The sequence below is a fragment of the Streptomyces sp. XH2 genome, from assembly GCF_049725035.1.
In the GTDB taxonomy this organism is placed as follows: Bacteria; Actinomycetota; Actinomycetes; order Streptomycetales; family Streptomycetaceae; genus Streptomyces; species Streptomyces roseoverticillatus.
Genome location: NZ_JBMMMZ010000009.1, coordinates 184,529 through 209,975 on the forward strand (window position 1 = coordinate 184,529; position 25,447 = coordinate 209,975).

Here is a 25,447-nt window from a genome sequence, read left to right on the forward strand (position 1 = left end):
GGTAAGCCTTACCTTACATGACCCTGCCCGGCCGGGATCACCGCCCGCCGCAGGGGCGCCCCCACCGCCGTACGCGCGGGGGGCGCACAATAAGGCTTAGGTTAGGCTAACCTCACGCTCTTGCCTATAGGGGGGCGGCCCCCGGCTGACCGGCGACCACCCCCTGGCGAGGCGGGAACTGGCTGTACGTCAGGTCGCCACGAGCTCCAGGGCCGGCACGCCCGGCGCGGTCACCCCGAAGGTCTGCGCATACAGCGAGAGCTCCGCCTCCAGCGCCCGCACGATCGTCCCGACCCGGCGGAAGCCGTGCCCCTCGCCCTCGAAGGCGATGTACGTGTGCGGCACTCCCCGGCCGGCCATCGCCGCCAGCAGCCGCTCGCTCTGCGCGACCGGGCAGACGGGGTCGGCCAGCCCCTGCAGCAGCAGGAACGACGTGGAGATCCGGTCCGCCCGGTGCAGCGGCGAGCGCTCGCGGTAGCGCCCGGGCACCTCGTCCCGCGGGCCGATCAGCCAGTCCAGGTAGCGCGACTCGAAGTCGTGCGTGCCGTCCTCCGCCGCCCAGCTCTCCAGGTCCAGCACGGGGTAGAGGACCGTGCCGCAGGCGTAGAGGGACGTGGCGGCGAGGGAGGCCACGGCCGTCCAGCCGCCCGCGCTGCCGCCGCGGACCGCGATCCGGGCCGGGTCGGCGAGGCCCTCGGCGGCCAGCCCCGCGGCCACCGCCGCGCAGTCCTCGACGTCCACCACGCCCCACTGCCCGCGCAGCCGCTCGCGGTAGGCGCGCCCGTGACCCGTCGAGCCGCCGTAGTTCACCTCGGCGACGCCGATGCCGCGCGAGGTGAAGAAGACCGTCACCAGGTCCAGCACGAGCGGCGAGCGGGCGGTCGGGCCGCCGTGCGCCCACACCACGTAGGGCGGCAGCTCGCCCTCGGGGGCGGTGTGGCCGGGGTTGCGCGGCGGGTAGAGGTTGGCGTGCACCTCGCGCCCGTCCGGCCCGGCGAAGGTGCGCACCAGCGGCTCGGGGTAGTGGGCGGGGTCCACGCGGTCGGCGTGCCGGGCGCCGACGGGCCGCGCCCGGCCCGTGCAGACGTCGAGTTCGACGACCTCGTACGTGCTGTGCGGGCTCGCCGCGACGCCCACCGCGCGGGTGCCGGTCACCGCCAGGGTCGGCGCCCACTCGGTCCACGGCCCGGCGACGTCGGCGATCTCGCCGGTCCCCGGGTCGAGGACGCCGAGGACGGCGGCGCCCCGGCCGTGGACGGTCGCGATCAGCCCGCCGGGCAGGGGCGCGAACCAGCGCTGCCCCACGCGCCACAGCGCGCCGGCGAACTCCTCCTCGCGGCGGCACAGCGCCGCGCTCTCCCCCGTCTCCGGGTCGACGCGGTACAGGTTCCACCATCCCGAACGGTCGCTCGCCGCGACCAGCGAGCCGTCGGCGGCCCACTCCACCTGGGGGACGGACTCCTCCGGCCCGCCCAGGACGGTCCGGGCGCCGGGCAGCCGCCCGTCCGCGGAGACCTCGGCGACCTTCAGCTCGGTGCCCTCCCACGGCATCCGGGGGTGGTCCCAGGCGATCCAGGCCGCCCGCCGCCCGTCCGGCGAGAGCCGGGGCCCGGTGACGAAGCGGTTCCGGCCGTCCGTCAGCTCCCGGACCGCGCCGCGGTCCCGCGCCGCCGAGCCGTCCAGCGGCACGGCCACGAGCAGCCGGCGCACGTCGCACGGGCCGGGTCCGGTGAACTCCTCCAGGACGCACCACACCTCGCCCCGGTCCGGCAGCAGCACCGGATCGGCCCAGCGCAGCCCGCCGCCCACGGACGAGACCGGCGTCAGCGGCCGCGGGGCGCTCCGGTCGCTCCCCGCCGGGGCATCGGGCTCGAACGCGTAGAGCCGCTGATCGGCGAAGTGGGTGAAGACCACCAGCGGGCCGCCCGCCTCCCGCGCCGCGGCCGCCCACGGCAGGCCGCCGTACTCCATGACGCGGTTGCGCACGTTCCACGGAGCCGGCAGCACCGTCTCCTCCACGCCGCCGGCCCGCCGCCGCACCAGGGTGAAACGGCCTTCCTCCGCCGGGCGCGGGCTCACCCACCACAGCTCGTCACCGGCCGTGCCCACGAAGTCCGGGCCGCCGCCGTGCGACGCGGCGAGCTCCGCGCCGACCGGGGACTGCCAGGCTCCGTAGGGCACCGTGGACACCATGATCTGCTACGCCTCCTCGTAACGGTCCATCAGACCGCGCTCATCAAGCTGTGCTCATCAAGCTGTGCTCGTTGCTCATCAGGCTCGGCTCATCAGGCCGGGCTCATCAAGAAGTGATCGAGCACCCGGACGCCGAAGTGCAGCGCCTCGACGGGGACCCGTTCGTCGACGCCGTGGAACAGCGCCTGGTAGTCGATCTCCTCGGGCAGCTTCAGGGGGGCGAAGCCGTAGCAGTCGATGCCCAGGCGCGAGAACTGGTTGGCGTCCGTGCCGCCGGACATGCAGAACGGCACCACGTGCCCCTCGGGGTCGAAGCGCTCGACCGCCTCCCGCATCCGGGCGAACAGCTCGGTGCCGAGCGGGGCCTGCAGCGCCCGGCCCCGCTGGTAGTAGTCCCACTCCACGTGCGGCCCCGTGAGCTCGTCCATGGTCGCGCGGAACTCCTCCTCACCACCCGGCACGACGCGCCCGTCCACGTGCCCCACGGCGGTCCCGGGGATCACGTTGACCTTGTAGCCGGCGTCCAGCATCGTCGGGTTGGAGCTGTTGCGGACCGTCGGGGCGACGAGCCGGGCCGCCGATCCCAGCTCGGCCAGCAGCGCGTCCACGTCGAAGCCCGGGGCGCCGGGGTCGGCCTCGATGCCGTACAGGGCGGCGATCTCGGTGAGGGCGGCGCGCACGGTCGGCGACATCCGCACCGGCCAGCGGTGCCGGCCGATCCGGGCGAGGGCCTCGGCCAGCCGGGTGACCGCGTTCGCCTGATTGGGCTTGGAGCCGTGGCCCGCCCGGCCGCGCGCGGTGAGCCGGAGCCAGGCCGTGCCCCGCTCCCCCGCCGCCACCGGGTACAGCCGCAGCCCGCCGTCCGCGTGGAAGGAGTACGCGCCCGACTCGCCGATGGCGTACCGGCAGCCCTCGAACAGCTCGGCGTGCTCCTCGGCGAGGAAGGCGGCGCCCGTCCAGGCGCGGTCCTCCTCGTCGGCGGTGAAGGCGAGCACGACGTCCCGCGGGGGCCGGGCGCCCGTGCGCGCCCAGGCCCGCACGACCGACAGGACCATCGCGTCGGTGTTCTTCATGTCGACCGCGCCGCGCCCCCACACCACGCCGTCGCGGACCTCGCCCGAGAACGGGTGGACGCTCCACTCCGCGGGGTCGGCGGGGACGACGTCGAGGTGCCCGTGGACCAGCAGCGCGGGCGCGCCCGGATCGGTGCCGGGTACGCGGGCGACGACGTTCGCCCGGCCGCGCTCCTTCTCCAGCACCACCGGCTCGATGCCCGCCTCGCTCAGCGCCGCGGCCACGTACTCGGCGGCGGGCCGCTCCCGGCAGTCGCCGCCGCCCCGGTTGGTCGTGTCGAGCCGGATCAGGTCCGAGGTGAAGCGCACCGCCTCGTCGAGCGCGCGCTCGTCCACCCCGGCCCCGGCCTCTTCGGCCTCTTCCGTCAGGATCTCAGCCATACTGCTCCTCCACCGCGGCCGACACGACGGTCGTGACCGCCTTGAAGCAGCGGATGCCGTCGTACATGGTCGCCGTGGTGTACGAGACCCGCCGCTCACCGCTCGGCTCCACGCCGGGGACCACCGTCGCCGCGCCGGCCAGGTGGTCCGCGTCGAACTCGATGTCGACGGTGAACGGGCCGGCGCCGGTGGCGGGCTCGTACCGCACGGCGAGGGCCGCCGCCTCCTTGGCCGCGGCGTGGATGTCCGCGGCCGTGCGCGCGGGCGGGCGGCAGACGGCCGCGTACCGCGAGACGCAGTCCTTGACGGCCACCGAACGGGCGCGCGGCGCATATCCCTTGGCGTCCGCGCAGGTCAGGTCGTCGCCCGTCACCAGCACCACCGGGACACCGTATTCGGCGACGACCAGGGAGTTGAGCAACCCCTCGCTCGCCCGCGCGCCGTCCACCCACACGCCGGTGATGGTGTTGGCGAGGTAGGTGTGGGCCAGCACACCCCGGGTGCCGGCGCCCGTGTGATAGCCCACGAAGGCGACGCCGTCGACATCGCCGTGCTGGACGCCTTCGACCATGCTCAGGCTCTTGTGCTTGCCGGTGAGCATTTGGGCTCGTTCGTCCAGCTTCTCCAGCAGCAGATTGCGCATGCCCCAGTGCGCCTCGTTGACGAGGACCTCGTCGACGCCCCCGTCGAAGAACCCGGCGATCGCCGCGTTCACGTCGGAGGTGAACAGGTGGCGGCATCTCTCCCACTGCGAGGCGCCGGGCAGCACGTCGGCCGGGCAGGTGACGCCGGTGACGCCCTCCATGTCCGCGGAGATCAGGATCTTCACCATGCATCAGTCCTACCGCAGGTGAGGGGCGGCCGCACGGGTGCTCGCAGCAGTCGCCGCGGCGGACCGCGGCCGGGAAGCGGCCGTTCGGCGTACGGGACCGGCCGTCGATCACGCGTTCGGCGCACGCCGGCGGGCGCGGAAGCGCTCCCCCCGGGACCCTTCGGAACCACCCGGAAGACGCCCGGAAGGGATAGAGGTAAACCGCTACCGGCGACTGGGGGAATTACACATTCCAAGAATTCCCGCATTCTACCACGGCCGCCGGATGGTTGAGTCAACTATGTCAAATAAAAAGGCAGTTGACGCCGACATTGACGTCGGCAATTATCGGTTCCCGGCGTCGGCCGGAGCGCTCCACCAAGAGATTTCCCCTCAACCGGCCCTTACACCAAGGACACCGCATGCCCACCGTCGCGTTATCCCGAGGGCCTGTCGAATACACCGTCCTCGAAGGCAGTCCCGAAGCGGCCCCCCTCGTCCTCCTCCACGAAGGCCTCGGCTGCATCGCCATGTGGCGTCGCTTCCCGGCCCGTCTGGCGGCGGCCACCGGCCGGCGCACCCTGGTCTTCTCCCGGCACGGCCACGGGAGTTCGGGCCCGGCACCGCAGGAGCGCACCCCGCGCTCCCTGCACGAGGAGGCGCACGACGTCCTCCCCGAACTGCTCGGCGGGCTCGGCATCCACCGCCCGGTGCTCGTCGGCCACAGCGAAGGGGCCTCGATCGCCCTGCTGCACGCCGCCGCCCACCCCGTCGAGGCCGTCGTCGCCATCGCCCCGCACCTCTTCGCCGAGGAGCGGACGCTCCGCGGCGTCGCGGCCGCCCGCACCGCCCACGACTCCGGGCCGCTCGCCAAGGAGCTGGCCTTCTACCACCAGGACCCGCACACCGTCTTCCGCCGCTGGAGCGGCCTGTGGCTCTCCGAGGCCTTCCGCGGCTGGGACATCGAGGGCGACCTGGCCGGCGCCACCGCCCCCGTGCTCCTCATCCAGGGCGACAGCGACCCGTACGGGACCATGGCCCACCTCGACGCGGCCGAGCGCGGCCTCGGCGGGCCCGTACAGCGCCTGGAGCTCGCCGGCTGCGGCCACACCCCGCACCTCGAACGGACCGACGACGTCGTCGACGCCGTCGGCACGTTCCTCACGAGCCGCACCGGCGGCTCCGCAGACCCCGCAGACCCCGCAGAAGACCTTGCAGAGCCCGCGCGCCAGGAGGCCCGGCCATGAGCGACACCGACGACGTCCGCCTCGACGGCCTGCTCGCCGCGGCCGCCCGCCGGCACCCCGGCCGGCCCGCCCTCACCGCCCAGGGCCGCACCTGGACCTATGCCGAGCTCGAAAGCGCCGTGAGCGAGCTGGCGCAGCAGCTGGCCGAGGCCGGCCTGGAGCCCGGTGACCGCGTGGGCGTCCTCGCGCCCAAGGGCCCCGAGGCCGTCCTCGGCATCTACGCCGCGCTGCGCGCCGGCGCGGTCACCGCCCCGCTCGACGTCGCGGACCCGCCCGTCCGCACGGCCCACATGGTGCGCGGCGCCGGGCTGTCCCTGCTGCTCGCCTCCGACCGCTCGCTCGCCGGCTGCCGGCGGGCCGCCGAGGAGGCGGGCGCGGGCCCGGAGCCCGCCGAGGGCTTCCTGGGCCACGGCCTGAACTGGGTCCGCACGCTCCCGGCCGCGCAGAAGCCCGCCCCGCTGCCCGCGCCCACCGACCGCGGCGGCTACGTCCTCTTCACCTCCGGCTCCACCGGCCGTCCCAAGGGAGTGCTCCTCTCCCACGCCAACGTCGCCCACTTCGCCCTGTGGGCCGCCGCCGAGCTCGCCCTGACCGAGGCGGACCGGGTGGGCTCGCAGGCCGCCCTCACCTTCGACCTCACGACGTTCGACCTGTTCAGCACGGCCGCGGCGGGCGCCTGCGCCGTCCTCATGCCCGACGTCCTGCGCTCCTTCCCCCGCGACGTCGTCGGCTGGCTCCACGAGCAGCGCATCACCGCCTTCTACGCCGTGCCGTCCCTCTACCAGGGCATGCTCGAACGCGGCGGCATCGACGAGCACTTCCCGCCCTCGCTGCGGGTGGCGGCCTTCGCCGGCGAGCCCTTCGCCCCACGCCCCCTGGAGCGCTACCTGCGGCTCCTCGGCGACGTGCCCCTCTACAACCTGTACGGGCCCACGGAGACCAACGTCTGCACGTACAGCCGGGTGCCGGCCGACTGGACCGCGGACCAGGAGACGACCATCGGCAGGGCCGTCGAGGGCGACGTCGTCGACGTCCTCGGCGAGGACGGCCTGCCCACCGACGGCACGGGCGAGATCCACGTCGCCGGCGCCACGGTCTTCCAGGGCTACCTGCAGGACGGGGCCCTGACCGACCCGACCCGCACGGTGCGCTTCCGCGACGGCGTCGCCCGCCGCGCCTACGCCACCGGCGACACCGGCCGCATCACCGCCGACGGCCGCGTCTTCCTGCGCGGCCGCGGCGACTCCCAGGTCAAGCGGCGCGGCCACCGCATCGACCTGCTCGACGTCGAGAGCGCCGTGCTGTCGCTGCCGCACGTCACGGCCGCCGCGGTCGTCGCCAAGGACGACCCGCACCACGGCGAGTTCTGGGCGTACGTCCAAAGCGGCGGCGACGGGGCGGGCGCCGAGGAGACCCTCGCCGGGCTGCGCGGGCTGCTGCCGCTGCGCATGCTGCCCGACCGCGTCGTGCCCACGGCCGCCCTGCCCGTCAACGCCCGCGGCAAGGTCGACCGCCGCGCGCTGGCCGCCCGCACCGACTGACCCGACCACCCGCCACGCATCACCCACCACGACGGAGGAAACCGCAGTGAACACCGTAGAAGAACTCTGCACCCTCATCAGCAGCAAGATCACCTGGGGGCGCGGCGAGGAACCGCAGCAGCTGAGCCCCGACACCCCGCTGCTCGAACAGGGCCTGCTGGACTCGCTGTCCATCATGCAGATCGTCGCCGCGCTCGACTCCCAGGCCGGCATCGTGCTGCCGGACACCGAGATCGTCGCGGCCAACTTCCGCAGCCCGCAGGCCCTGTGGGGCGTGGTGGAGACCATCCGGGCGGGGGCTGCGCTGTGAGCGCTGTGGATGGTCTGCTGCGCTCGGGGCCCGACGGGGCGGAGGCCGTCGTGGACGAGTACCGCGACCGGGCCCTGCCCCTGGTGGAGCAGCTCGCCGGCAAGGGCTTCCGCGACCAGTGGGAGGCCCTGGCCGGGCTCGGGGTGCTGCGTCTCGGCCCTCCCGTGCCGGAGGCCGGCACCGTCCCCGGGCCCGTCACCCGCTCGCTCGCCATGATCGAGGGCATCGGCCTGGCCGGCGTCGACCCCGGCGTCGTCTACGCCATGGCCTCCCAGGTGTTCGGCATGGAGTACCCGCTGCGCGCGGCGCTCCCCGCCGAAGCCTGGCGGTCCGTGGCCCGCATCCAGGACGGCGGGGAGCTGCTGTGCCACGCGCTCACCGAGCGCAAGGGCGGCAGCGACCCGCTGTCGATGGACACCCGTGCCCGGCGCGACGGCGACGGCTACGTGCTGGAGGGCGCCAAGACGTTCATCACGGCCGCACCGGTGGCCGATCTCGCGCTCGTCTTCGCCCGCACCGGGGAGGGCCGTTCGCCGTTCTCCCTGTCCGCCTTCCTGTTCCCCGTCTCCACTCCGGGCGTGACCCGCGCCGACGCCTTCGCCAAGACGGCGCTGCCCGGCGTCCCGATGGGCGAGCTGGTCTTCGACGGCGTGCGGCTGCCGGCCGGCAGCCTCGTCGGCGGGGAGGGTTCGGGGCTCGCGCTCCTGACCTCCACCACCACGTGGGAGCGGGCCCTGCTGCTCGGCTACGCCCTCGGCCCCATGCGCCGCACCCTGCGGCGCCTGACGGACTGGGCGTCCGAGCGCGGCCACTTCGGCCGCCGCATGGGCGCCAGCCACCAGGTGGCCTCCCGCATCAGCGACATGGCGCTCGTGCTGCACCGCTCCCGCACGCTGCTGTACGGCATGGCGGCGCGGCTGGACGCGGGCACGCCCACGCGCCGGCTGTCCGCGGAGGCCGCCCTGACCAAGATCTCGGTCTCCGAGGACTACGTCCGGCTGACGGAACACGCCACGGCGCTGTCCGGCGTACGGGCCTTCATCGCCGATTCCGAACTCCCCGCCGACCTGCACAGCCCGATGGCGGCCCTCACGTATGCAGGCCCCAACGACCTGCTGCGCATCGGCGTCGCCCGTGAATTCGGGCTCCCCGTCGAAAACTGATTCCCGCGCCCGAAGAACGGTTCCCGCGCCGGGAACCCGATTTCCGAAAGGCCCCTCATGGCCCTGTCCTTGCCCACCGGGCTGCTGCCCGCCGAATTCGACGACATCCTGGCCCTCGCCGAGGAGACGGGGGCGGCCCTCGCCCCCCACGCGGCCGACGTGGACGCGGGCCGTTCGGCCGGCCACGAGACGTACCGCATCCTCCGCGAGGCGGGCCTGCTGGGCCTGCTGGTGCCGCGCGAGGCGGGCGGGGCCGGGCTCGGCTTCGCCGGCTACTCGCGGGTGCTGGCCGCACTCGGCGCCCACAACGGCGCCGCCGCCCTCGGCTTCAACATGCACAACGTCGCCATCGGCTCGCTGTGCGAGTCCGCGGGCACGCCCCTGCCGCCCGCGGCGGAGGCCTTCCGGACCTGGCTGTTCGACGAGGTGGTGGGCGGGCGGAAGCTGTTCGCCTCCGCGACCTCCGAGGCCGGCAGCGGCGCCAAGCTCCGCGGCGTGCGCACGTCCTACCGCCGCACCGCGGACGGCGATTACGTCATCACCGGCGAGAAGTCGTTCGTCTCGCTGGCGGGCGTCGCCGACTACTACGTGGTCGCTGCCCGCGCCGAGGGCACCGAAGGCAGCGGCGAGGTCTCGCACTTCGTCGTCGGCGCGGACGACCCCGGCGTGAGCTTCGGGGAGGTGCACAGCCTCTCCGCGATGTACGGCACGAGCACCGCGGGCATGGTCCTCGACGCGGTGACGGTGCCGCGCTCGCGGCTCTTCCTCGGCGTCGAGGGCATGTCCCTGTACAAGCTGGTGCGCGAACCGCACTGGATGATCGCCGGCTACACGGGCGCGTACCTGGGCATCTCGGAGGCGATCCTGCGCTTCACCACCGACCACGTGGCCGCGTCCCCCGAGCGGGCCGGCTCGCCGGTGCTGCAGCGCGAGCTCGGCCGGATGTCCGCGCGGCTGGCCGCGGCACGGGCCCTCGTCGCCGAGGCCGGGGCACGGGTCGACGCGGGGCGCGGCAGCGCGGAGGCCAACGCCGCGGTGCACGCCGCGAAGTACGTCGTCGGCGAGACCGGCCCCGCGCTCGCGCAGGACGCCGTCCGCATCTGCGGATCGGCCGCCGTGAGCCGGTCCCTGCCGCTGGAACGGCTGCTGCGCGAGGCGTCGTTCGCCTCGGTGATGCCCGCCAAGCCGGAGGAGTGCCTGGAGTACCTCGGCAAGGCCGCGCTCGGTGTCAACCTGTACGACGCGACCGCCTTCGACTGGTGAGGGCCCACACGCAGCGGCGCGCCGGAGCGCGCCGCCCCGAAGCGGCGGGGGCCCCGGCCCCCGCCGCGCCGGGCATCCCGCGCGCCGCCGTCCCCGCCGTGACGTACGTGCTGTTCGTCGTCATGGCCGGCGGCACCGTCCCGACACCCGTCTACGCCCTCTACGCACAGCGGCTGGACCTGTCCCCGCCCGTCGTCGCCCTCGTCTTCGCCGCCTACGCGGTGGGCATCCTGGCCGCCCTGCTGCTCTTCGGCGGCCTGTCGGACCAGATCGGGCGGCGGGCCACGCTCGTCCCGGCGCTGGCCGTGGCCGCGGTGAGCAGCGTCGTCTTCATCGTCTTCCCGTCCCTTCCCGGGCTGTTCGCCGGGCGGCTGCTCTCCGGGATCTCGGTGGGGCTGACGACCGGCGCGGCCACCGCCTACCTCAGAGAACTCCATCCCTCGCCGCCGCGCGCCGCCCTGATCACCTCGGTCACCAACATGGCCGGGCTCGGCAGCGGGGCGCTCCTGTCGGGCGTGCTCGTCGAGTACGCGCCCGCGCCGGCCGTCCTGCCGTACACCGTCCTGATCGTGCTGCTCCTGCCCGGCCTCGCCCTGTGGGCGCTGCCCGAACGGGCCGCCCCGCGCGGGGGCGGCGTCCGCCCGCAGCGGATCGGCGTGCCGCCGGCCGTGCGGCGCCCCTTCGCCGCGGCGGCCGCCGCGGTCTTCGCGTCGTTCTCCCTGCTGGGCCTGCTGGCCGCGCTGGCCGGCAACTTCCTCGTGCAGGGGCTGCACAACCACAGCCACCTCGCCGTCGGCCTGGTGGCGTTCAGCGCCTTCGGCTCCGCGGGGGCCGCCCAGCTCCTCGCGGTGCGGCTCGCGCCGCGCACCGGCCTGACGGTGGGCATGACCGCCGTCCCGCTCGGGCTCGCCCTCATCCTCACGGGCCTGTCCGCCGCCTCTCTGCCCGTCTTCCTGTGCGGCTCCCTGCTGGGCGGCGCGGGCGCGGGCACGTCCTTCAAGTCCGGCCTCGCGCTGGTGACGGCCCAGGCGTCGCCCGACCGCGTCTCGGAACTGGTCTCCGGCTTCTTCGTCGCCGCGTACCTGGGCCTGACCGTGCCGGTCGTCGGCGTGGCCGTGCTGCTGGCGAACGGCACGCTCATGACGGCGGCCGGCGTCTTCGCCGCGGTGATCACGGTGCTGTGCCTGGGCAGCATCGGCGTCACCACGGCCCTCGGCAACCGCACCACGAACCGATGAGGACCCCCGCCATGACCACCGCGCTCTCTCCCGTCGACCCCGACAGCTACCGCGCCCTGATGGCCTCCCACCCCGGCGGGGTGGCCGTCGTCACCACCGACGACGGCCTCACCCCGTACGGCTTCGCCTGCACCGCGTGGTGCGGCGTGTCCCTCGACCCGCCGCTACTCCTCGTGTGCGCCTCCAACACGGGCAGCACCCTGCCGGTGCTCGCCGAGCGCGGCTGGTTCGCCGTCAACCTCCTGCACGGGGCGGGGCGCCGCGCGGCGGACGCCTTCGCCCACCGCGACGCGGGCCGCTTCTCGGCCGTGCCGTGGGAACGGTCCCCGGCCACGGGGCTGCCGCTCCTGCCGGAGGACGCGCACGCGGCGGCGGAGTGCCGCGTCCACCGCCTGGAGCGGGCGGGCGACCACACGGTGGTCATCGGCGAAATATTCCGCGCGGAGCCCCTGCCGGGGGCGGACCGGGCGCCGTTGCTGTACGGCATGCGCACGTACGCGACGTGGCCGGAGGCCTAGCCGGCCCCGGGGCGCGGGGCCCTCGCCGCCGTGCGGATCCCGTACGGCGGCGGGGGCCCGGGCGCTGACCGGCGGCCCGGAACCCTCTCCCGCCGCGACGGCGATGCGCCCCCGCGGCAAGGGTCCGGCGGAATCAAGGACGGCCGTCACCGATTCCGCCGGACCCTCACCATCGCGGCTGAGCGCCGCGGCGGCGGAAGGTTTTCCCGGCTCCGCCGGGCAGGGCGCGGGGAGTGCCGCCCGGGCACTCCCCCACCGCCGCCGCGGCGATCCGCCCCCCACCGCGAGGGTCCGGCGGAATACGGGATCGCCCGCACCGGGACGTGCCCCTCGCGCATACGCGGGCCGCGCCCCGCCGGACGGCTAGTCCGCGTGGCCCAGCTGGAGGTCCCGCTCCGTGCGGCCTCCCCCCGCCACCTGGAGCACCGTGGCCACCGGCGGGTACCCCGCGGCGATGACCGTGTACTCGCCCGCCGACAGGTCGACGAAGCGGAACGCCCCGTCGGGCCCGGTGGTCGCCGTGTCGACGACGTTGCCCGCGGCGTCGAGGAGCGTGACGCGGGCGTCCTCGACGAGCCGCCCGCCGCCCGCGCGGACGACGCCCCGCAGCACCGCACCGCCGGCGAGCTCGATGTCCTGGCGGGTCTCGCGGCAGGACTGGACGGTCACGGGGAGGGCGGCGGGCCGGAAGACGGGTGCGCTGCCGGCGAGGGTGTACTCGCCGGCGATGAGCTCGCCGATGTCGTAGCCGCCGTCGCGCCCGGTGCGGGTGGAGGCGACGACTTCGCCGTGCACGTTGGTCAGGGTGACGAGCGCGTCCCGCACGGGCGAGCCGTCGGCGGTGAGCACGGTCCCGGCGAGCCGCCCGGCGCCGCCGAGGACCACGTCGAGCTCGACGGGGCGTTCGCCGACGGTGACGGTGACGGCCTGGGGCTGGTGTCCGCCGGCGGCCGCGATGAGGACGTAGGAGCCGGTGCCGGGGGTGCTGAGGGCGTACCGCCCGTCCTCGCCGGTCGCGCCGCGCCCGACCTGCCGGCCCCCGCTGTCGATGAGGGTGAGCGCGGCGCGGGGCACGGTCGTGCCGTCGTGGTGCTGGACGACCCCGGTGACGGGGATGCCCGGGACGAAGGGGGGCTCCTCCTCCGGCGGGGCGGTCCGCGCCGAGGGGATGACGGGGGCTTCTGCGAGGTTTTGGGACACCGGCGTTTTCTCCTTCAGCAGGAAGGCGAGTAAAAGGCCCAGGACGAGGACGGGTACGAGGTACAGGAAGGCCGGCGGCAGCGCGTGCGCGTACGCCCGTGCGTAGCCGCCGTGGAGTTCGGGGGGCAGGGCGCGCAGCAGCCGCGGGGTGAGGGGGCTTGCGGCCCCGCCGTCGGCGAGGCGGCGGGCGAAGAGGCTGCCGAGGGCGCCCGCGCCGGCCGCGCCGCCGAGTTGCCGGAAGTAGGTGGCGGCGGCGCCGGCGGCGGCCCGGTCCGCGGCGGGGACGGAGCGCTGCGCGGCCCGGACGGCGGCCGGCAGGGCGAGCCCGGCGCCGGTGCCGAGGAGCGCCGTCCAGAGGGTGTAGGCGGGCCAGGTCGTGGCGGTGCCGAGGCGGGTGAGCAGGTACGCCCCGGCGGCGGCCGCGGCGCAGCCGGCCGCGGCGAAGAGCCGGCAGCGGCCGGTGCGGCGGGCGAGCTGTCCGCTGATGAGGGAGCCGAGGACGGCGCCGGCCGTCAGGGGCAGCACGAGCAGCCCCGAACGGACGGCGCCCGCGCCGTCGGCCATCTGCAGGAAGGTGGGCAGATAGCCGACGGCGCCGAAGAGGGCGGCTCCGGTGGCGGCGCCGAGGAGGGCGCAGGCGATGAGGACGGGGCGGCGGAACAGCCGGGGCGGGAGGAGGGGTTCGGCCGCGAGGTTCTCGGCGACGACGAGGAGCAGCGCGGTGCCGAGCGCGGCCGCGGCGAGCCCGAGGGTGACGCGGGAGTGCCAGGGGTGGGCGGCTCCGGCCCGGGTGGCCAGCAGGACGAGGCAGGCCGAGAAGGCCGCGAGCAGGAGCGCGCCGAAGACGTCGAAGCGGGCCCGGGGCGCGGCCCCGGGGAGCCGCAGTCCGAAGGCGGCGGCGACGAGGGCGAGGGCGCCGAGGGGGACGTTGAGGTCGAAGCACCAGCGCCAGGAGGCGTGGTCGGTGAGGAGGCCGCCGAGCGGGGGCCCGGCGACGGTGGCGAGGCCGAACACGGCGGCGGCCGCGGCGAGATGGCGGGCGCGCTCGCGGGCGGGCACCAGGTCGGCGATGATCGCGTGGACGCCGGCCAGCACGCCGCCGCCGCCGATGCCCTGGAGGACGCGGAAGGCGACGAGCTGGTCCATGGTGTGCGCGCGGGCGGCGAGGGCCGAGGCGGCGGCGAGGAGGACGAGGGCGAAGGCGAACACGCCCTTGCGGCCGGTGGACTCGCCGAGCCTGCCGCACACGGGCAGGGCGGCGGCGGAGCCGAGCAGGTAGGCCGTGATCACCCAGGGCATGCGGCCGAGGCCGTGCAGTTCGCCGGCGATGGTGGGCAGGGCCGTGACGACGACGGTCTGGTCGAGCGCGGCGAGGAGCAGCGCGATCAGCAGGCCGGCGCGGACGACGCGCAACCTCCCCCGGCCGGCGGGGGGTTCGGGGGGCGCCTCGAAGGCGGGGACGGCGTCGGGTGCGGGCAGGGCGGGCGCCGGCCCGTCGCTCTGTACCAAGGTGGTCCCGCCCACGTACCGCTCCCCTCGTAGCGCCTGCTATCGCCGCCCTTTTCTCGCATTTCGCGACAACGGCGGGCAACCGAGGGGATTGACCCGAGAGGCCATCCGTGGGGCTTTTGCGCCGGTCGGAGGCATACGACGGCCCGGCGCGGCACCGGGGAAACCACCCGAAACGGTGAAGCCCGGACCGCGACCGGTCCGGGCTTCCGCCGATGGCTGGCGCGGCTGCGCGCGGGCACGCCGGGCTACTTCTCGACCTCCGCGGCCAGCTTGGCGAGCACCGCGTCGTAGATCCGGCCGAGGCCCTTGGGGGCGAAGGTGCGCTCGAAGAAGCCGCCGATGCCGCCGGCGCCGTTCCACACGGTGCTGACGACGGCCTTGGCCTTGCCCTCTCCGGCCGGGGTGACGGTCCAGGTGGTCACCATGGAGGAGTTGCGGTCCTTCTCGACCAGCTGGCCGGTGGTCGGCTCGGTGACCTCCAGCAGGCAGTCGCGGACGCGCTTGCTGGTGGCCTGGAGCTTCCAGTGCACCAGGGTGCCCTCGCCGTCCCCGCCCTCGCGCACCTCGTACTCGCTGAAGTGCTCGGGCAGCAGCTTGGCCCGGGTGCCGGTGTAGTCCGCCAGCGCGTCGAACACCTCCTCGGGGTCCGCCGCGATGATCCGCTCCGTGGTGGCCTCGACCTGGCCCATGGCTTGTCCTCCGGACGTCGTACCGAACTGCTACGTGCTTCGCCGCACAGCCAACCACCAACGCCACACCCGCCCAAATCCGGACCCCCTCACTCGACGCGAACATGTGTTCTAATCTCGAAAGGGAGGGATCGAACACGAGAACGATTCGGTAGTGATGTGAAGGAGGAGCGCCATGCGCTGGTCCGGCCTGGGCGACGGAGGCGCCGACGGCGCCGCCACGGCCGCGCTCTTCGGCACCGACGTGGTGTCGCGCACCCTGGACACCCCGGAGTTCCGGGGCGTCACCTTCCACGAGGTCCGGGCGAAGTCGGTCGTCAACCGGGTCCCCGGCGCCTCCCGGATGCCCTTCGAGTGGACCGTGAACCCCTACCGCGGCTGCACGCACGCGTGCGTGTACTGCTTCGCCCGCAAGACGCACAGCTACCTCGACCTGGACACCGGCCTCGGCTTCGACTCCCAGATCGTCGTCAAGGTCAACGCCCCCGAAGTGCTCCGCCGCGAGCTGGCCGCCCCGCGCTGGCGCGGCGAGCACATCGCCATGGGCACCAACGTCGACTGCTACCAGCGCGCCGAGGGCCGCTACCGGCTGATGCCCGGCATCATCGCCGCGCTGCGCGATCGCGCGAACCCCTTCTCGATCCTCACCAAGGGCACGCTGATCCTGCGCGACCTGGAGCTGCTGCGCCAGGCCGCGGCCGTCACCGACGTCGGGGTGTCGGTCTCCGCCGGCTTCCTCGACCGCGAGCTGTGGCGCACGGTCGAACCCGGCACCCCCTCGCCCGAGCGGCGCCTGGCCGCCGTCCGGACGCTCACCGGCCACGGCATCGCCTGCGGCGTGCTGATGGCCCCGGTCATCCCCTTCCTCGGCGACTCCCCCGAGCAGCTGCGCGCCACGGTCCGCGCCGTCGCCGCCTCCGGCGCGACGTCGGTCACCCCGCTCGCGCTCCACCTGCGCCCCGGCGCCCGCGAGTGGTTCACGGCCTGGCTGGCCCGCCACCATCCGCACCTGGTGCGACGCTACGAGACGATGTACGCGGGCGGTGCCTACGCCCCGAAGTGGTACCAGCGGCGCATCACCCGCCAAGTCCACGAATACGCCGCGGAGTTCGGCATAGGCCCCACGGGCCCCGGCGAACACCGCCGCGTCACCGCACCCCCGCCTCCCGAACCGTCCCGGGCGACCCAGCTCACCCTGCTGTGAGCGGCGGCCCGCCCGTCACATGAGCCGCTCCAGCGCCTCGTGCGCCGCCGCCCGCAGCCGCTCGTGCTCGCGGGCCGCCACCAGGGCGTCCTCCGCGCGGCGGTCGCCGAGGGCGCCGAGGCCCTCCACGCAGGCGCGGGCGATCGGCCAGCAGTGGTCGCGGGCCGCCAGCAGCCGTTCGAGCGTGGCGAGCAGGGCGGGGACGGACTCGGGGGCGCGGAGCTCGGTCAGCAGGCGGACGGGGTGGAGGGCGTAGGCGGTGCGCAGCGGGTTGGTGGCGAGGGCCGCGGCCGCGCGGGCGGTGCGGGGGTCGCCGAGGCGGGCGAGGACGAAGGCGGCGGTGGCGCAGCGCACCGGTTCCCGGTAGTTGAGGAGCAGTATGAGCGTCTCGAAGGCGCGCCGGTCGCCCTCCGCCCCCAGGACGAAGGCGGCGATCTCACGGGCCCACAGCGGCTGTTCGGGGGCGACCAGGATGCCGGCGAGCTCGTCCCGGCGGGCGCGCCGGGCGGGCGGGCCGCCGTCGCGGGAGCGGACGAGCGCGAGCAGCCGCTCGAAGCCGGCGAACTCGGCGGACGTGACCAGCTCGGCCCGCACCCGCTTGACCAGCGCACGGAATTCCTCTTCTGCCCTCTCGGCTCCTGTCACTGCCCGCTTCTCCTCCCCGAGTGGCCTGTGCCACATGGTAGGTCGCCCGCCCAGACCCTGGCGCTCTTGGTTACCCGTGAGTTAATCTCCCGGCAAGAGCGGCACCCCCGCTCGGGCGGCCTGGTGACGCAGCCGCCCGCTCGCTTCGACGTCGGTTCGTCGGTTCGGCCCGTCGAGTACGGCACGGCCCCGGGACAGGGCCTTGCCGGTCGTACAACTCCCTTTCCGCGGTCGCCCCTTACCCGTACCCGGAAACGCATCCGACCGACGCATCCCCGCGCGCACGGGGACCTTCTTCTGGAGTCTCGCGATGGACCGTACGTCCACCCCTCCGCCGGCCGAGCCGCCCAGCCTCCCGTCCCCCGCCCCCTTGCGGGCCGTCGCCGTCGTGGGCCTCGGCACCATGGGCGCCGGCATCGCCGAAGTCCTGGTCCGGGCCGGCCGCGACGTCGTGGGCATCGACGTCTCGGAGGCCGCGGCCGCGCACGCCGTCCGCGCGCTGGAGACCGCCACCGCCCGCGCGGTGCGCCGCGAGCGCATCACCGAGGACGAGCGGCGGGCCGCGCTGGCCCGCTTCCGCACGGCCACGGACCTGCGGGCGGCGGCCGGCGCCGACCTGGTGATCGAGGTCGTGCCCGAGGACTACGCCCTCAAGCACGAGGTGTTCACCGCGCTGGACGCGATCGTGCGCCCCGGCACGATCCTGGCGACGGGCACCAACGCGCTGTCCGTGACCCGGCTGGCCGCGGACTCGGCCCGCCCCGAGCGCGTCCTCGGGCTGCACTTCTTCAACCCCGCGCCGGCGATGAAGCTGGTGGAGGTCGTCTCGTCGGTGCTGACCGCGCCGGCCGCCGTCTCGGCCGTCACCGCCCTCGCCCGCGAGCTGGGCAAGGAGCCCGTGGCGGTGGGCGACCGGCCCGGCTTCGTCGCCGACGGCCTGCTGTTCGGCTATCTGAACCAGGCGGCGGCGATGTACGAGTCGCGCTACGCCACCCGCGAGGACATCGACGCGGCGATGCGGCTGGGCTGCGGGCTGCCGATGGGCCCGCTCGCCCTGCTGGACCTGATCGGCATCGACACCGCGCGCACGGTCCTGGAGGCCATGTACGCGGCCTCCCACGACCGGCTGCACGCGCCCGCCCCCGTCCTCGGCCAGCTCGCGGAGGCGGGCCTGACCGGCCGCAAGGCGGGCCGCGGCTTCTACACCTACGACGGGCCGGACTCGGCCGTGGTCGTGCCGGACGCGGAGACCCCGGGCAGGGGCGGGGACGGGGCCGCGGCCAGGCCGCGCGAGGTGCGCGCGGTCGGCGTGGCCGGGTCGGGCACGATGGCGAGCGGCATCGCCGAGGTCTTCGCCAAGGCCGGCCACCGCGTGGTGCTCGCGGCGCGCACGCAGGAGAAGGCCGAGGCCGCCAAGGCGCGGGTGGCGGGGTCCCTCGCGCGCTCGGTGGACAAGGGCCGTCTGACGGCCGCCGAGCGGGACGCCGCCCTGGCGGCGATCGAGCCGGCGGGCTCGCTGGACGCGTTCGCCGGCGTCGACCTCGCCGTCGAGGCGGTCGCGGAGGACCTGGCGGTCAAGCAGCAGCTGTTCGGCACGCTCGACAAGGTCTGCAGGCCGGGCGCGGTGCTGGCCACGACCACGTCCTCGCTGCCCGTGGTCGCCCTGGCCCGCGCGACCTCGCGCCCGCAGGACGTCATCGGGATGCACTTCTTCAACCCGGCGCCGGCGATGAAGCTGGTGGAGGTCGTCCGTACGGTCCTCACCGCGGACGACGTGCACGCCACCGTCCGCGCGGTCTGCGCGAAGGTGCGCAAGCACGCCGTGGACTGCGGCGACCGGGCCGGGTTCATCGTGAACGCACTGCTGTTCCCGTACCTGAACAACGCGGTGAAGATGGTGCAGGAGCACTACGCGAGCCCGGACGACATCGACGCGGCGATGAAGCTCGGCGGCGGCTATCCGATGGGCCCCTTCGAACTGCTCGACGTCGTGGGGCTCGATGTGTCCCTGGCCATCGAGAAGGTCCTGCACCGCGAGTTCCGCGACCCGGGCCTCGCTCCCGCGCCCCTGCTGGAGCACCTCGTGGCGGCGGGCTGCCTGGGCCGCAAGACGGGCCGCGGCTTCCGCGAGTATGCGAAGGCCTGACAGGACGGCACGCGAGCGCGACGCGGGCTGGGGCGGACTGCTCGAACCGGGGGACGGTCCGTCCCGGCGCGCCCGTACGGACGCGTGTTACGTTCCCCACATGCCCCAGCCCGCCAAGGCCGTCCGCGCTTCGCGCACGGCCGCCGAAACACCCCGTGAGACCCGAGATCCGCACCCCGGCCCCGAGAGCGCCGGCAGCCGCCGGGCCGCCGCCCAGCGCCTTAACATGCGCCGCAAACTCGCCACCGCCGCGATGGAGTTGTTCGCGACCAAGGGCTACGAGGCGACGACCGTCGACGAGATCGCGGCCGCGGCCGGCGTCGCCCGCCGCACCTTCTTCCGCCACTTCCGCTCCAAGGAAGAGGCCATCTTCCCCGACCACGACGACACGCTCGTGCGGGCCGCCGGGGTGCTGGACGCGGCCCCGCCGCACGAGAACCCCCTCGACACCGTCTGCCGGGGCATCAAGGAGGTCATGCGGATGTACGCGGCCTCCCCGGCCGTGTCCGTCGAGCGCTACCGCCTGACCCGCGAGGTGCCGGCCCTGCGCGAGCGCGAGATCGCCTCCGTGGCCCGGTACGAGCGGCTGTTCACCCGCTACCTCCTCGGCCACTTCGACGAGGGCGCGCACCACGTGGGCGACGACGACCCGCTGCTCGCCGAGGTCGCCGCGTCGGCCGTCGTCACCGCGCACAACCACGTCCTGCGGCGCTGGCTGCGCGGCGGCGGGCAGGGCGACGTGGAGTCCCAGCTCGACCACGCGTTCGCGATCGTGCGGGAGACCTTCGGCACGGGCATCGGGGCCGGGCGCGACCGGCAGGAGAAGGCCCCGGGCGCGACCGCGCGGGCCGAGGGCGAGGTGCTGGTCACGGTGGCCCGGACGGACGCGCCGCTGGACGAGGTCATGCGAGCGATCGAGAAGGCGCTCAAGAAGAAGTAGGACATCACCGGATATTCACCGACGAAGGCCGCCCCCTAGGGGCGGCCTTCGTTGCTCATGCGTGCCCTCCGGATGACATCTGAGAGAAATTGTTGGCACCGAGTGTCTTGTCGTGTGGCACGGCGTGCCATACGTTGTCGGTGTCCGGGCGGCCGGCGCGCAGACACAACCGTCGCGCGCCGGCTGTCCCCACAAGCATCTTGTGCGCCCGGACGCCTGCGTCACAGGCACTCCCACCGCGCCCACCGGCGCCGGGTCGAAGCTGCACCGAGCACCGCCCCGCACCACCGCCGAACCGACGGCACCGCCTCAGCACTTCCCCTCAGCACTTCCCCGCACCACCCCCGACGTTCCTTCAAGCCGTTCCCCCAACGTGCTTCGCCGGAGGCAATACCGTGAACCAGATACTCGACGCCATCCTCGCGCCGGACAGTACGCCCGAGGACTTCGCGGCCCTGACCGTCCCCGACTCCTACCGCGCGGTGACCGTGCACAAGGACGAGGCCGGCATGTTCGAGGGCCTCTCCACCCGGGAGAAGGACCCGCGCAAGTCGCTGCACGTCGAGGAGGTGCCGGTGCCCGAACTCGGGCCCGGCGAGGCGCTCGTGGCCGTCATGGCCAGCTCGGTGAACTACAACTCCGTCTGGACCTCGATCTTCGAACCGCTGCCCACCTTCGGCTTCCTGGAGCGCTACGGCAAGCTCTCCCCGCTCGCCAAGCGGCACGACCTGCCGTACCACGTCATCGGCTCCGACCTCGCGGGCGTGGTCCTGCGCACCGGCCCCGGCGTCAACGCCTGGAAGCCCGGCGACGAGGTCGTCGCCCACTGCCTGTCCGTGGAGCTGGAGTCCGCCGACGGCCACGACGACACGATGCTCGACCCCGAGCAGCGCATCTGGGGCTTCGAGACCAATTTCGGCGGTCTCGCCGAGATCGCACTGGTGAAGTCCAACCAGCTCATGCCCAAGCCGCGCCACCTCAGCTGGGAGGAGGCGGCCGCCCCGGGCCTGGTCAACTCCACCGCCTACCGCCAGCTCGTCTCCCGCAACGGCGCCGGCATGAAGCAGGGCGACAACGTCCTGATCTGGGGCGCGAGCGGCGGACTCGGCTCGTACGCGACCCAGTTCGCGCTCGCCGGCGGCGCCAACCCGATCTGCGTGGTCTCCAGCGACAAGAAGGCCGAGATCTGCCGCCGGATGGGCGCCGAGGCGATCATCGACCGCTCGGCCGAGGGCTACAAGTTCTGGAAGGACGAGCACGAGCAGGACCCGCGCGAGTGGAAGCGCCTGGGCAAGCGCATCCGCGAGCTGACCGGCGGCGAGGACGTCGACATCGTCTTCGAGCACCCGGGCCGCGAGACCTTCGGCGCGTCGGTGTACGTCACGCGCAAGGGCGGCACGGTCGTCACCTGCGCCTCGTCGTCGGGCTACAAGCACGAGTACGACAACCGCTACCTGTGGATGTCGCTGAAGCGCATCGTGGGCTCGCACTTCGCCAACTACCGCGAGGCGTGGGAGGCCAACCGCCTCATCGCCAAGGGCAGGATCCACCCCACGCTGTCGAAGACGTACCGCCTGGAGGACACCGGGCAGGCCGCGTACGACGTGCACCGCAACCTCCACCAGGGCAAGGTCGGCGTGCTCGCGCTGGCCCCCGAGGAGGGCATGGGGGTCCGCGACGAGGAGATGCGGGCGAAGCACATCGACGCCATCAACCGCTTCCGGAACGAGTGAGAGCGCAGGAATGACTGAGCGTCAAAAGGACCGGCCCTGGCTCATGCGGACCTACGCCGGGCACTCCACCGCCGAGGCGTCCAACGCGCTCTACCGGCGCAACCTCGCCAAGGGCCAGACCGGTCTCTCGGTCGCCTTCGACCTGCCGACGCAGACCGGCTACGACTCCGACCACGTCCTCGCCCGCGGCGAGGTCGGCCGGGTCGGCGTGCCGGTCGCGCACCTGGGCGACATGCGGCGGCTGTTCCAGGACATCCCGCTGGAGCAGATGAACACCTCCATGACCATCAACGCCACCGCCATGTGGCTGCTGGCCATGTACCAGGTGGTCGCGGAGGAGCAGGGCGCGGACGTCACCAGGCTGCAGGGGACGACGCAGAACGACATCGTCAAGGAGTACCTCTCGCGCGGGACGCACGTCTTCCCGCCGGGGCCGTCGCTGCGGCTGACCACCGACATGATCACGTACACGGTGGCGCACATCCCCAAGTGGAACCCGATCAATATCTGCAGCTACCACCTGCAGGAGGCGGGGGCCACGCCGGTCCAGGAGATCGCGTACGCGATGTCCACCGCCATCGCGGTGCTGGACGCGGTGCGCGACTCCGGCCAGGTGCCGGAGGAGAAGTTCGGCGACGTCGTCGCCCGGATCTCCTTCTTCGTCAACGCCGGCGTCCGGTTCATCGAGGAGATGTGCAAGATGCGGGCCTTCGGCCGGATCTGGGACCGCATCACCCGCGAGCGCTACGGCATCGAGAACCCCAAGCAGCGCCGCTTCCGCTACGGCGTCCAGGTCAACTCCCTCGGCCTGACCGAGGCGCAGCCGGAGAACAACGTCCAGCGCATCGTCCTGGAGATGCTGGCCGTGACGCTCTCCAAGGACGCCCGCGCCCGCGCCGTGCAGCTGCCGGCCTGGAACGAGGCGCTGGGCCTGCCCCGGCCCTGGGACCAGCAGTGGAGCCTGCGGATCCAGCAGGTCCTCGCCCACGAGAGCGACCTGCTGGAGTACGACGACATCTTCGCGGGGTCGCACGTCATCGAGGCCAAGGTGGACGCGCTCGTCGGGGAGTGCCTGGCGGAGATCGAGCGGATCCAGGAGATGGGCGGCGCGATGGCGGCCGTCGAGTCCGGCTACCTGAAGTCGCAGCTGGTCTCCTCGCACGCCGAGCGCCGGGCCCGGATCGAGGCCGGCGAGGAGAAGATCGTCGGCGTCAACTGCTACGAGTCGACCGAGCCCAACCCCCTCACCGCCGACCTCGACACCGCGATCATGACCGTGGACCCGGCCAACGAGGCCCGTGTCGTCGCCTCCCTGCACGCCTGGCGCGACGACCGCGACGAGGCCCGCGCCCAGGAGTCGCTGTCCGCGCTGAAGAAGGCGGCGGCGGGCTCGGACAACCTGATGGCGGCCACGCTGGAGTGCGTCCGCGCCGGTGTCACGACCGGCGAGTGGTCGTGGGCCCTGCGCGACGTCTTCGGGGAGTTCCGCGCCCCCACGGGCGTGAGCAGCGCCCCCGTCGCGGTCGCCGCGGAGGCCGGCAGCCCGCTGGCCGCCGTCCGCGCCAAGGCGGCCCGTACGGCCGGGGAGCTGGGCAGCGGCAAACTGCGCCTGCTCGTCGGCAAGCCCGGCCTGGACGGCCACTCCAACGGCGCCGAGCAGATCGCCGTCCGCGCGCGCGACGCCGGCTTCGAAGTGGTCTACCAGGGCATCCGGCTCACCCCGGAACAGATCGTCTCGGCGGCCGTCGCCGAGGACGTGCACTGCGTCGGCCTGTCGATCCTCTCCGGATCGCACGCCGAGCTCGTCCCCGACGTCCTGGCGCGGATGCGCGCCGAGGGGGCCGGCGAGGTCCCCGTCATCGTCGGGGGCATCATCCCGTCCGCGGACGCCACCGCTCTGCGGGCGGCCGGCGTCGCCGCGGTGTTCACTCCCAAAGATTTCGGCATCACGGAGATCATCGGACGTATCGTCGACGAGATCCGGAAAGCGAACCACCTCGACCCGCTGGAGGTCCCCGCATGACCGCCCACCCGTCTCCCGCCACCACCCCGGGTGGAAGCCACTTCGCGGCTGCCCCTTCCCATGCGAAGCCGCTGCGCCCGCGCCGCTCGTGCCTCGCGGTTCCCGGCAGCAACCCGCGCTTCCTGGAGAAGGCCCAGGGCCTCCCCGCCGACATGGTCTTCCTCGATCTGGAGGACGCCTGCGCCCCACTGGCCAAGGAGGGTGCCCGCCACCTGGTCGTGGATGCGCTCAACAACGGCGACTGGACCGGCAAGACCACGGCCGTCCGCGTCAACGACTGGACGACGCACTGGACGTACCGCGACGTCGTCACCGTCGTGGAGGGCGCCGGCCCCAACCTCGACTGCATCATGCTGCCGAAGGTCCAGGACGCCCAGCAGGTCGTCGCCCTCGACCTGCTGCTCACCCAGATCGAGAAGACCATGGGCTTCGAGGTCGGCCGCATCGGCATCGAGGCGCAGATCGAGAACGCCAAGGGCCTGGTGAACGTGGACGAGATCGCCGCCGCGTCGCCGCGCGTCGAGACGCTCATCTTCGGCCCCGCCGACTTCATGGCCTCGATCAACATGCGGTCCCTGGTCGTCGGCGAGCAGCCGCCCGGCTACCCGGCGGACGCCTACCACTACATCCTGATGCGCATCCTGATGGCGGCCCGCGCCCATGACCTGCAGGCCATCGACGGCCCGTACCTGCAGATCAAGAACGTGGAGGGCTACAAGGAGATCGCGCGGCGCTCTGCGGCGCTGGGCTTCGACGGCAAGTGGGTGCTGCACCCCGGCCAGGTGGACGCGGCCAACGAGGTCTTCTCCCCCTCGCAGGAGGAGTACGACCACGCCGAGCTGATCCTCGACGCGTACGACTGGTGCACGTCGGAGGCCGGCGGCAAGAAGGGCTCGGCGATGCTCGGCGACGAGATGATCGACGAGGCCAGCCGGAAGATGGCCCTGGTCATCGCGGGCAAGGGCCGGGCGGCGGGGCTGTCCCGCACGTCGAAGTTCGAGATCCCGGAGGCCTGAGCCACGGCCCGGGAGTTCGGCCGCCACCAATCCCCCGCTCCAGGCCCCGAAGGGGCCTGGTCACAGCACCCCCGGAGGGGCAGCACCATGCAGTTCGGCCGCACCTACGAAGAATTCACGGTCGGCGACGTGTACCGGCACTGGCCCGGCAAGACCGTCACCGAGTACGACGACCACTTGTTCTGTCTGCTGACCATGAACCACCACCCGCTGCACATGGACAGCAACTATGCGGAGAAGACGACCGATTTCGGCAAGAACGTCGTGGTCGGGAACTACGTCTACTCGCTCCTGCTGGGCATGTCCGTCCCCGACGTCTCGGGCAAGGCCATCGCCAACCTGGAGGTCGAGTCGCTGAAGCACGTCGCGCCGACCTTCCACGGCGACACGATCTACGGCGAGACGCGCGTGCTGGACAAGACGCCGTCGAAGTCGAAGAGCGACCGCGGGATCGTGCGCGTCGAGACCATCGGCTACAAGCAGGACGGCACCGTGGTCTGCACCTTCCGGCGGAAGGTGATGGTGCCCACCGCCACGTACATCGAGGAGCGCGGCGGGGAGCAGCCCGGCCGCCCCGAGCCGATCATCCGGGAGAAGTGAG

19 protein-coding genes and 1 pseudogene are annotated in these 25,447 nt (G+C 73.8%); 14 read left to right on the forward strand and 6 right to left on the reverse strand.

The annotated features are described in order from the left end of the window. Positions 1–189: 189 nt before the first annotated feature. The 3 genes from ACOTKD_RS19845 to ACOTKD_RS19855 form a co-directional block, all read right to left on the reverse strand. Entirely contained in the window at positions 190–2,193 is a 2,004-nt protein-coding gene (locus tag ACOTKD_RS19845; RefSeq protein WP_424890306.1) for a prolyl oligopeptidase family serine peptidase, read from the reverse strand. A gap of 92 nt (positions 2,194–2,285) precedes the next feature. Further along, positions 2,286–3,647: a M20/M25/M40 family metallo-hydrolase gene (locus tag ACOTKD_RS19850; RefSeq protein ID WP_424890307.1), complete on the reverse strand. Its 1,362-nt coding sequence runs from the start codon at positions 3,645–3,647 to the stop codon at positions 2,286–2,288. Further along, positions 3,640–4,476, reverse strand: a complete 837-nt coding sequence (locus tag ACOTKD_RS19855) for a M55 family metallopeptidase (protein WP_424890497.1) — start codon at positions 4,474–4,476, stop codon at positions 3,640–3,642. Before ACOTKD_RS19855 ends, ACOTKD_RS19850 begins: the two co-directional genes overlap by 8 nt. A 404-nt stretch (positions 4,477–4,880) precedes the next feature. Here ACOTKD_RS19855 and ACOTKD_RS19860 point away from each other — a divergent pair, with 404 nt between their 5' ends. The 7 genes from ACOTKD_RS19860 to ACOTKD_RS19890 are packed head-to-tail and all read left to right on the forward strand — an operon-like array spanning position 4,881 to position 11,738. Continuing rightward, complete coding sequence (locus tag ACOTKD_RS19860) at positions 4,881–5,705, forward strand: alpha/beta fold hydrolase (RefSeq protein WP_424890308.1); 825 nt, start codon at positions 4,881–4,883, stop codon at positions 5,703–5,705. Next, the gene (locus tag ACOTKD_RS19865) at positions 5,702–7,246 is read left to right on the forward strand and encodes an amino acid adenylation domain-containing protein (protein WP_424890309.1); all 1,545 of its coding nucleotides are present in this window, start codon (positions 5,702–5,704) and stop codon (positions 7,244–7,246) included. The genes ACOTKD_RS19860 and ACOTKD_RS19865 overlap by 4 nt, the downstream gene beginning before the upstream one ends. Before the next feature lie 46 nt (positions 7,247–7,292). Next, positions 7,293–7,556 (forward strand): acyl carrier protein, encoded by a 264-nt coding sequence (locus tag ACOTKD_RS19870; protein WP_424890310.1) that lies wholly within the window; start codon positions 7,293–7,295, stop codon positions 7,554–7,556. Next, positions 7,553–8,719, forward strand: coding sequence for an acyl-CoA dehydrogenase family protein (locus ACOTKD_RS19875; protein WP_424890311.1), 1,167 nt, complete (start codon positions 7,553–7,555; stop codon positions 8,717–8,719). The genes ACOTKD_RS19870 and ACOTKD_RS19875 overlap by 4 nt, the downstream gene beginning before the upstream one ends. A 57-nt stretch (positions 8,720–8,776) precedes the next feature. Further along, positions 8,777–9,982, forward strand: coding sequence for an acyl-CoA dehydrogenase family protein (locus ACOTKD_RS19880; protein ID WP_424890312.1), 1,206 nt, complete (start codon positions 8,777–8,779; stop codon positions 9,980–9,982). Next, a complete protein-coding gene (locus ACOTKD_RS19885) occupies positions 9,979–11,220 on the forward strand; it encodes an MFS transporter (RefSeq protein ID WP_424890313.1) in 1,242 nt (413 codons plus the stop codon). The genes ACOTKD_RS19880 and ACOTKD_RS19885 overlap by 4 nt, the downstream gene beginning before the upstream one ends. An 11-nt stretch (positions 11,221–11,231) precedes the next feature. Next, a complete protein-coding gene (locus ACOTKD_RS19890; protein ID WP_424890314.1) occupies positions 11,232–11,738 on the forward strand; it encodes a flavin reductase family protein in 507 nt (168 codons plus the stop codon). A gap of 363 nt (positions 11,739–12,101) precedes the next feature. On the opposite strand, the gene ACOTKD_RS19895 is transcribed toward ACOTKD_RS19890, so the two are convergent. Both ACOTKD_RS19895 and ACOTKD_RS19900 read right to left on the reverse strand, forming a co-directional pair. Next, positions 12,102–14,462, reverse strand: a complete 2,361-nt coding sequence (locus tag ACOTKD_RS19895) for an MFS transporter (protein ID WP_424890315.1) — start codon at positions 14,460–14,462, stop codon at positions 12,102–12,104. Between the two features lie 233 nt (positions 14,463–14,695). After that, positions 14,696–15,139, reverse strand: a complete 444-nt coding sequence (locus tag ACOTKD_RS19900) for an SRPBCC family protein (RefSeq protein ID WP_235483807.1) — start codon at positions 15,137–15,139, stop codon at positions 14,696–14,698. 175 nt (positions 15,140–15,314) lie between these two features. Here ACOTKD_RS19900 and ACOTKD_RS19905 point away from each other — a divergent pair, with 175 nt between their 5' ends. After that, on the forward strand, positions 15,315–16,343 hold the full coding sequence (locus ACOTKD_RS19905; RefSeq protein WP_424890316.1) for an Rv2578c family radical SAM protein: 1,029 nt from the start codon (positions 15,315–15,317) through the stop codon (positions 16,341–16,343). 15 nt (positions 16,344–16,358) lie between these two features. On the opposite strand, the gene ACOTKD_RS19910 is transcribed toward ACOTKD_RS19905, so the two are convergent. After that, positions 16,359–16,988 (reverse strand): HEAT repeat domain-containing protein, encoded by a 630-nt coding sequence (locus ACOTKD_RS19910; RefSeq protein WP_424890317.1) that lies wholly within the window; start codon positions 16,986–16,988, stop codon positions 16,359–16,361. Positions 16,989–17,298: 310 nt separating this feature from the next. Here ACOTKD_RS19910 and ACOTKD_RS19915 point away from each other — a divergent pair, with 310 nt between their 5' ends. The 6 genes and pseudogenes from ACOTKD_RS19915 to ACOTKD_RS19940 form a co-directional block, all read left to right on the forward strand. Next, positions 17,299–19,134 (forward strand): 3-hydroxyacyl-CoA dehydrogenase family protein, encoded by a 1,836-nt coding sequence (locus ACOTKD_RS19915; protein ID WP_424890318.1) that lies wholly within the window; start codon positions 17,299–17,301, stop codon positions 19,132–19,134. Between the two features lie 100 nt (positions 19,135–19,234). Next, on the forward strand, positions 19,235–20,074 hold the full coding sequence (locus ACOTKD_RS19920; RefSeq protein ID WP_424890319.1) for a TetR family transcriptional regulator: 840 nt from the start codon (positions 19,235–19,237) through the stop codon (positions 20,072–20,074). 395 nt (positions 20,075–20,469) lie between these two features. Beyond that, positions 20,470–21,807: a crotonyl-CoA carboxylase/reductase gene (ccrA, locus tag ACOTKD_RS19925; protein WP_424890320.1), complete on the forward strand. Its 1,338-nt coding sequence runs from the start codon at positions 20,470–20,472 to the stop codon at positions 21,805–21,807. A gap of 10 nt (positions 21,808–21,817) precedes the next feature. Beyond that, positions 21,818–23,830: a protein meaA gene (locus tag ACOTKD_RS19930; protein ID WP_424890321.1), complete on the forward strand. Its 2,013-nt coding sequence runs from the start codon at positions 21,818–21,820 to the stop codon at positions 23,828–23,830. Continuing rightward, positions 23,827–24,846, forward strand: a complete 1,020-nt coding sequence (locus tag ACOTKD_RS19935) for an HpcH/HpaI aldolase/citrate lyase family protein (protein ID WP_424890322.1) — start codon at positions 23,827–23,829, stop codon at positions 24,844–24,846. The genes ACOTKD_RS19930 and ACOTKD_RS19935 overlap by 4 nt, the downstream gene beginning before the upstream one ends. Positions 24,847–24,927: 81 nt before the next feature. Next, positions 24,928–25,446 (forward strand): annotated as a pseudogene (locus ACOTKD_RS19940) (MaoC family dehydratase); the annotation flags it as partial. Between the last annotated feature and the right edge of the window lies 1 nt (position 25,447).

Excerpts from the sequence above, each read along its gene's own strand:
- ACOTKD_RS19935 (WP_424890322.1), top strand. The coding sequence starts at position 23,827 with ATGACCGCCCACCCGTCTCCCGCCACCACCCCGGGTGGAAGCCACTTC.
- ACOTKD_RS19915 (WP_424890318.1), top strand. The coding sequence starts at position 17,299 with ATGGACCGTACGTCCACCCCTCCGCCGGCCGAGCCGCCCAGCCTCCCG.
- ACOTKD_RS19905 (WP_424890316.1), top strand. The coding sequence starts at position 15,315 with ATGCGCTGGTCCGGCCTGGGCGACGGAGGCGCCGACGGCGCCGCCACG.
- ACOTKD_RS19900 (WP_235483807.1), bottom strand. The coding sequence starts at position 15,139 with ATGGGCCAGGTCGAGGCCACCACGGAGCGGATCATCGCGGCGGACCCC.
- ACOTKD_RS19865 (WP_424890309.1), top strand. The coding sequence starts at position 5,702 with ATGAGCGACACCGACGACGTCCGCCTCGACGGCCTGCTCGCCGCGGCC.
- ACOTKD_RS19850 (WP_424890307.1), bottom strand. The coding sequence starts at position 3,647 with ATGGCTGAGATCCTGACGGAAGAGGCCGAAGAGGCCGGGGCCGGGGTG.
- ACOTKD_RS19860 (WP_424890308.1), top strand. The coding sequence starts at position 4,881 with ATGCCCACCGTCGCGTTATCCCGAGGGCCTGTCGAATACACCGTCCTC.
- ACOTKD_RS19845 (WP_424890306.1), bottom strand. The coding sequence starts at position 2,193 with ATGGTGTCCACGGTGCCCTACGGAGCCTGGCAGTCCCCGGTCGGCGCG.
- ACOTKD_RS19890 (WP_424890314.1), top strand. The coding sequence starts at position 11,232 with ATGACCACCGCGCTCTCTCCCGTCGACCCCGACAGCTACCGCGCCCTG.
- ACOTKD_RS19930 (WP_424890321.1), top strand. The coding sequence starts at position 21,818 with ATGACTGAGCGTCAAAAGGACCGGCCCTGGCTCATGCGGACCTACGCC.
- ACOTKD_RS19920 (WP_424890319.1), top strand. The coding sequence starts at position 19,235 with ATGCCCCAGCCCGCCAAGGCCGTCCGCGCTTCGCGCACGGCCGCCGAA.
- ACOTKD_RS19880 (WP_424890312.1), top strand. The coding sequence starts at position 8,777 with ATGGCCCTGTCCTTGCCCACCGGGCTGCTGCCCGCCGAATTCGACGAC.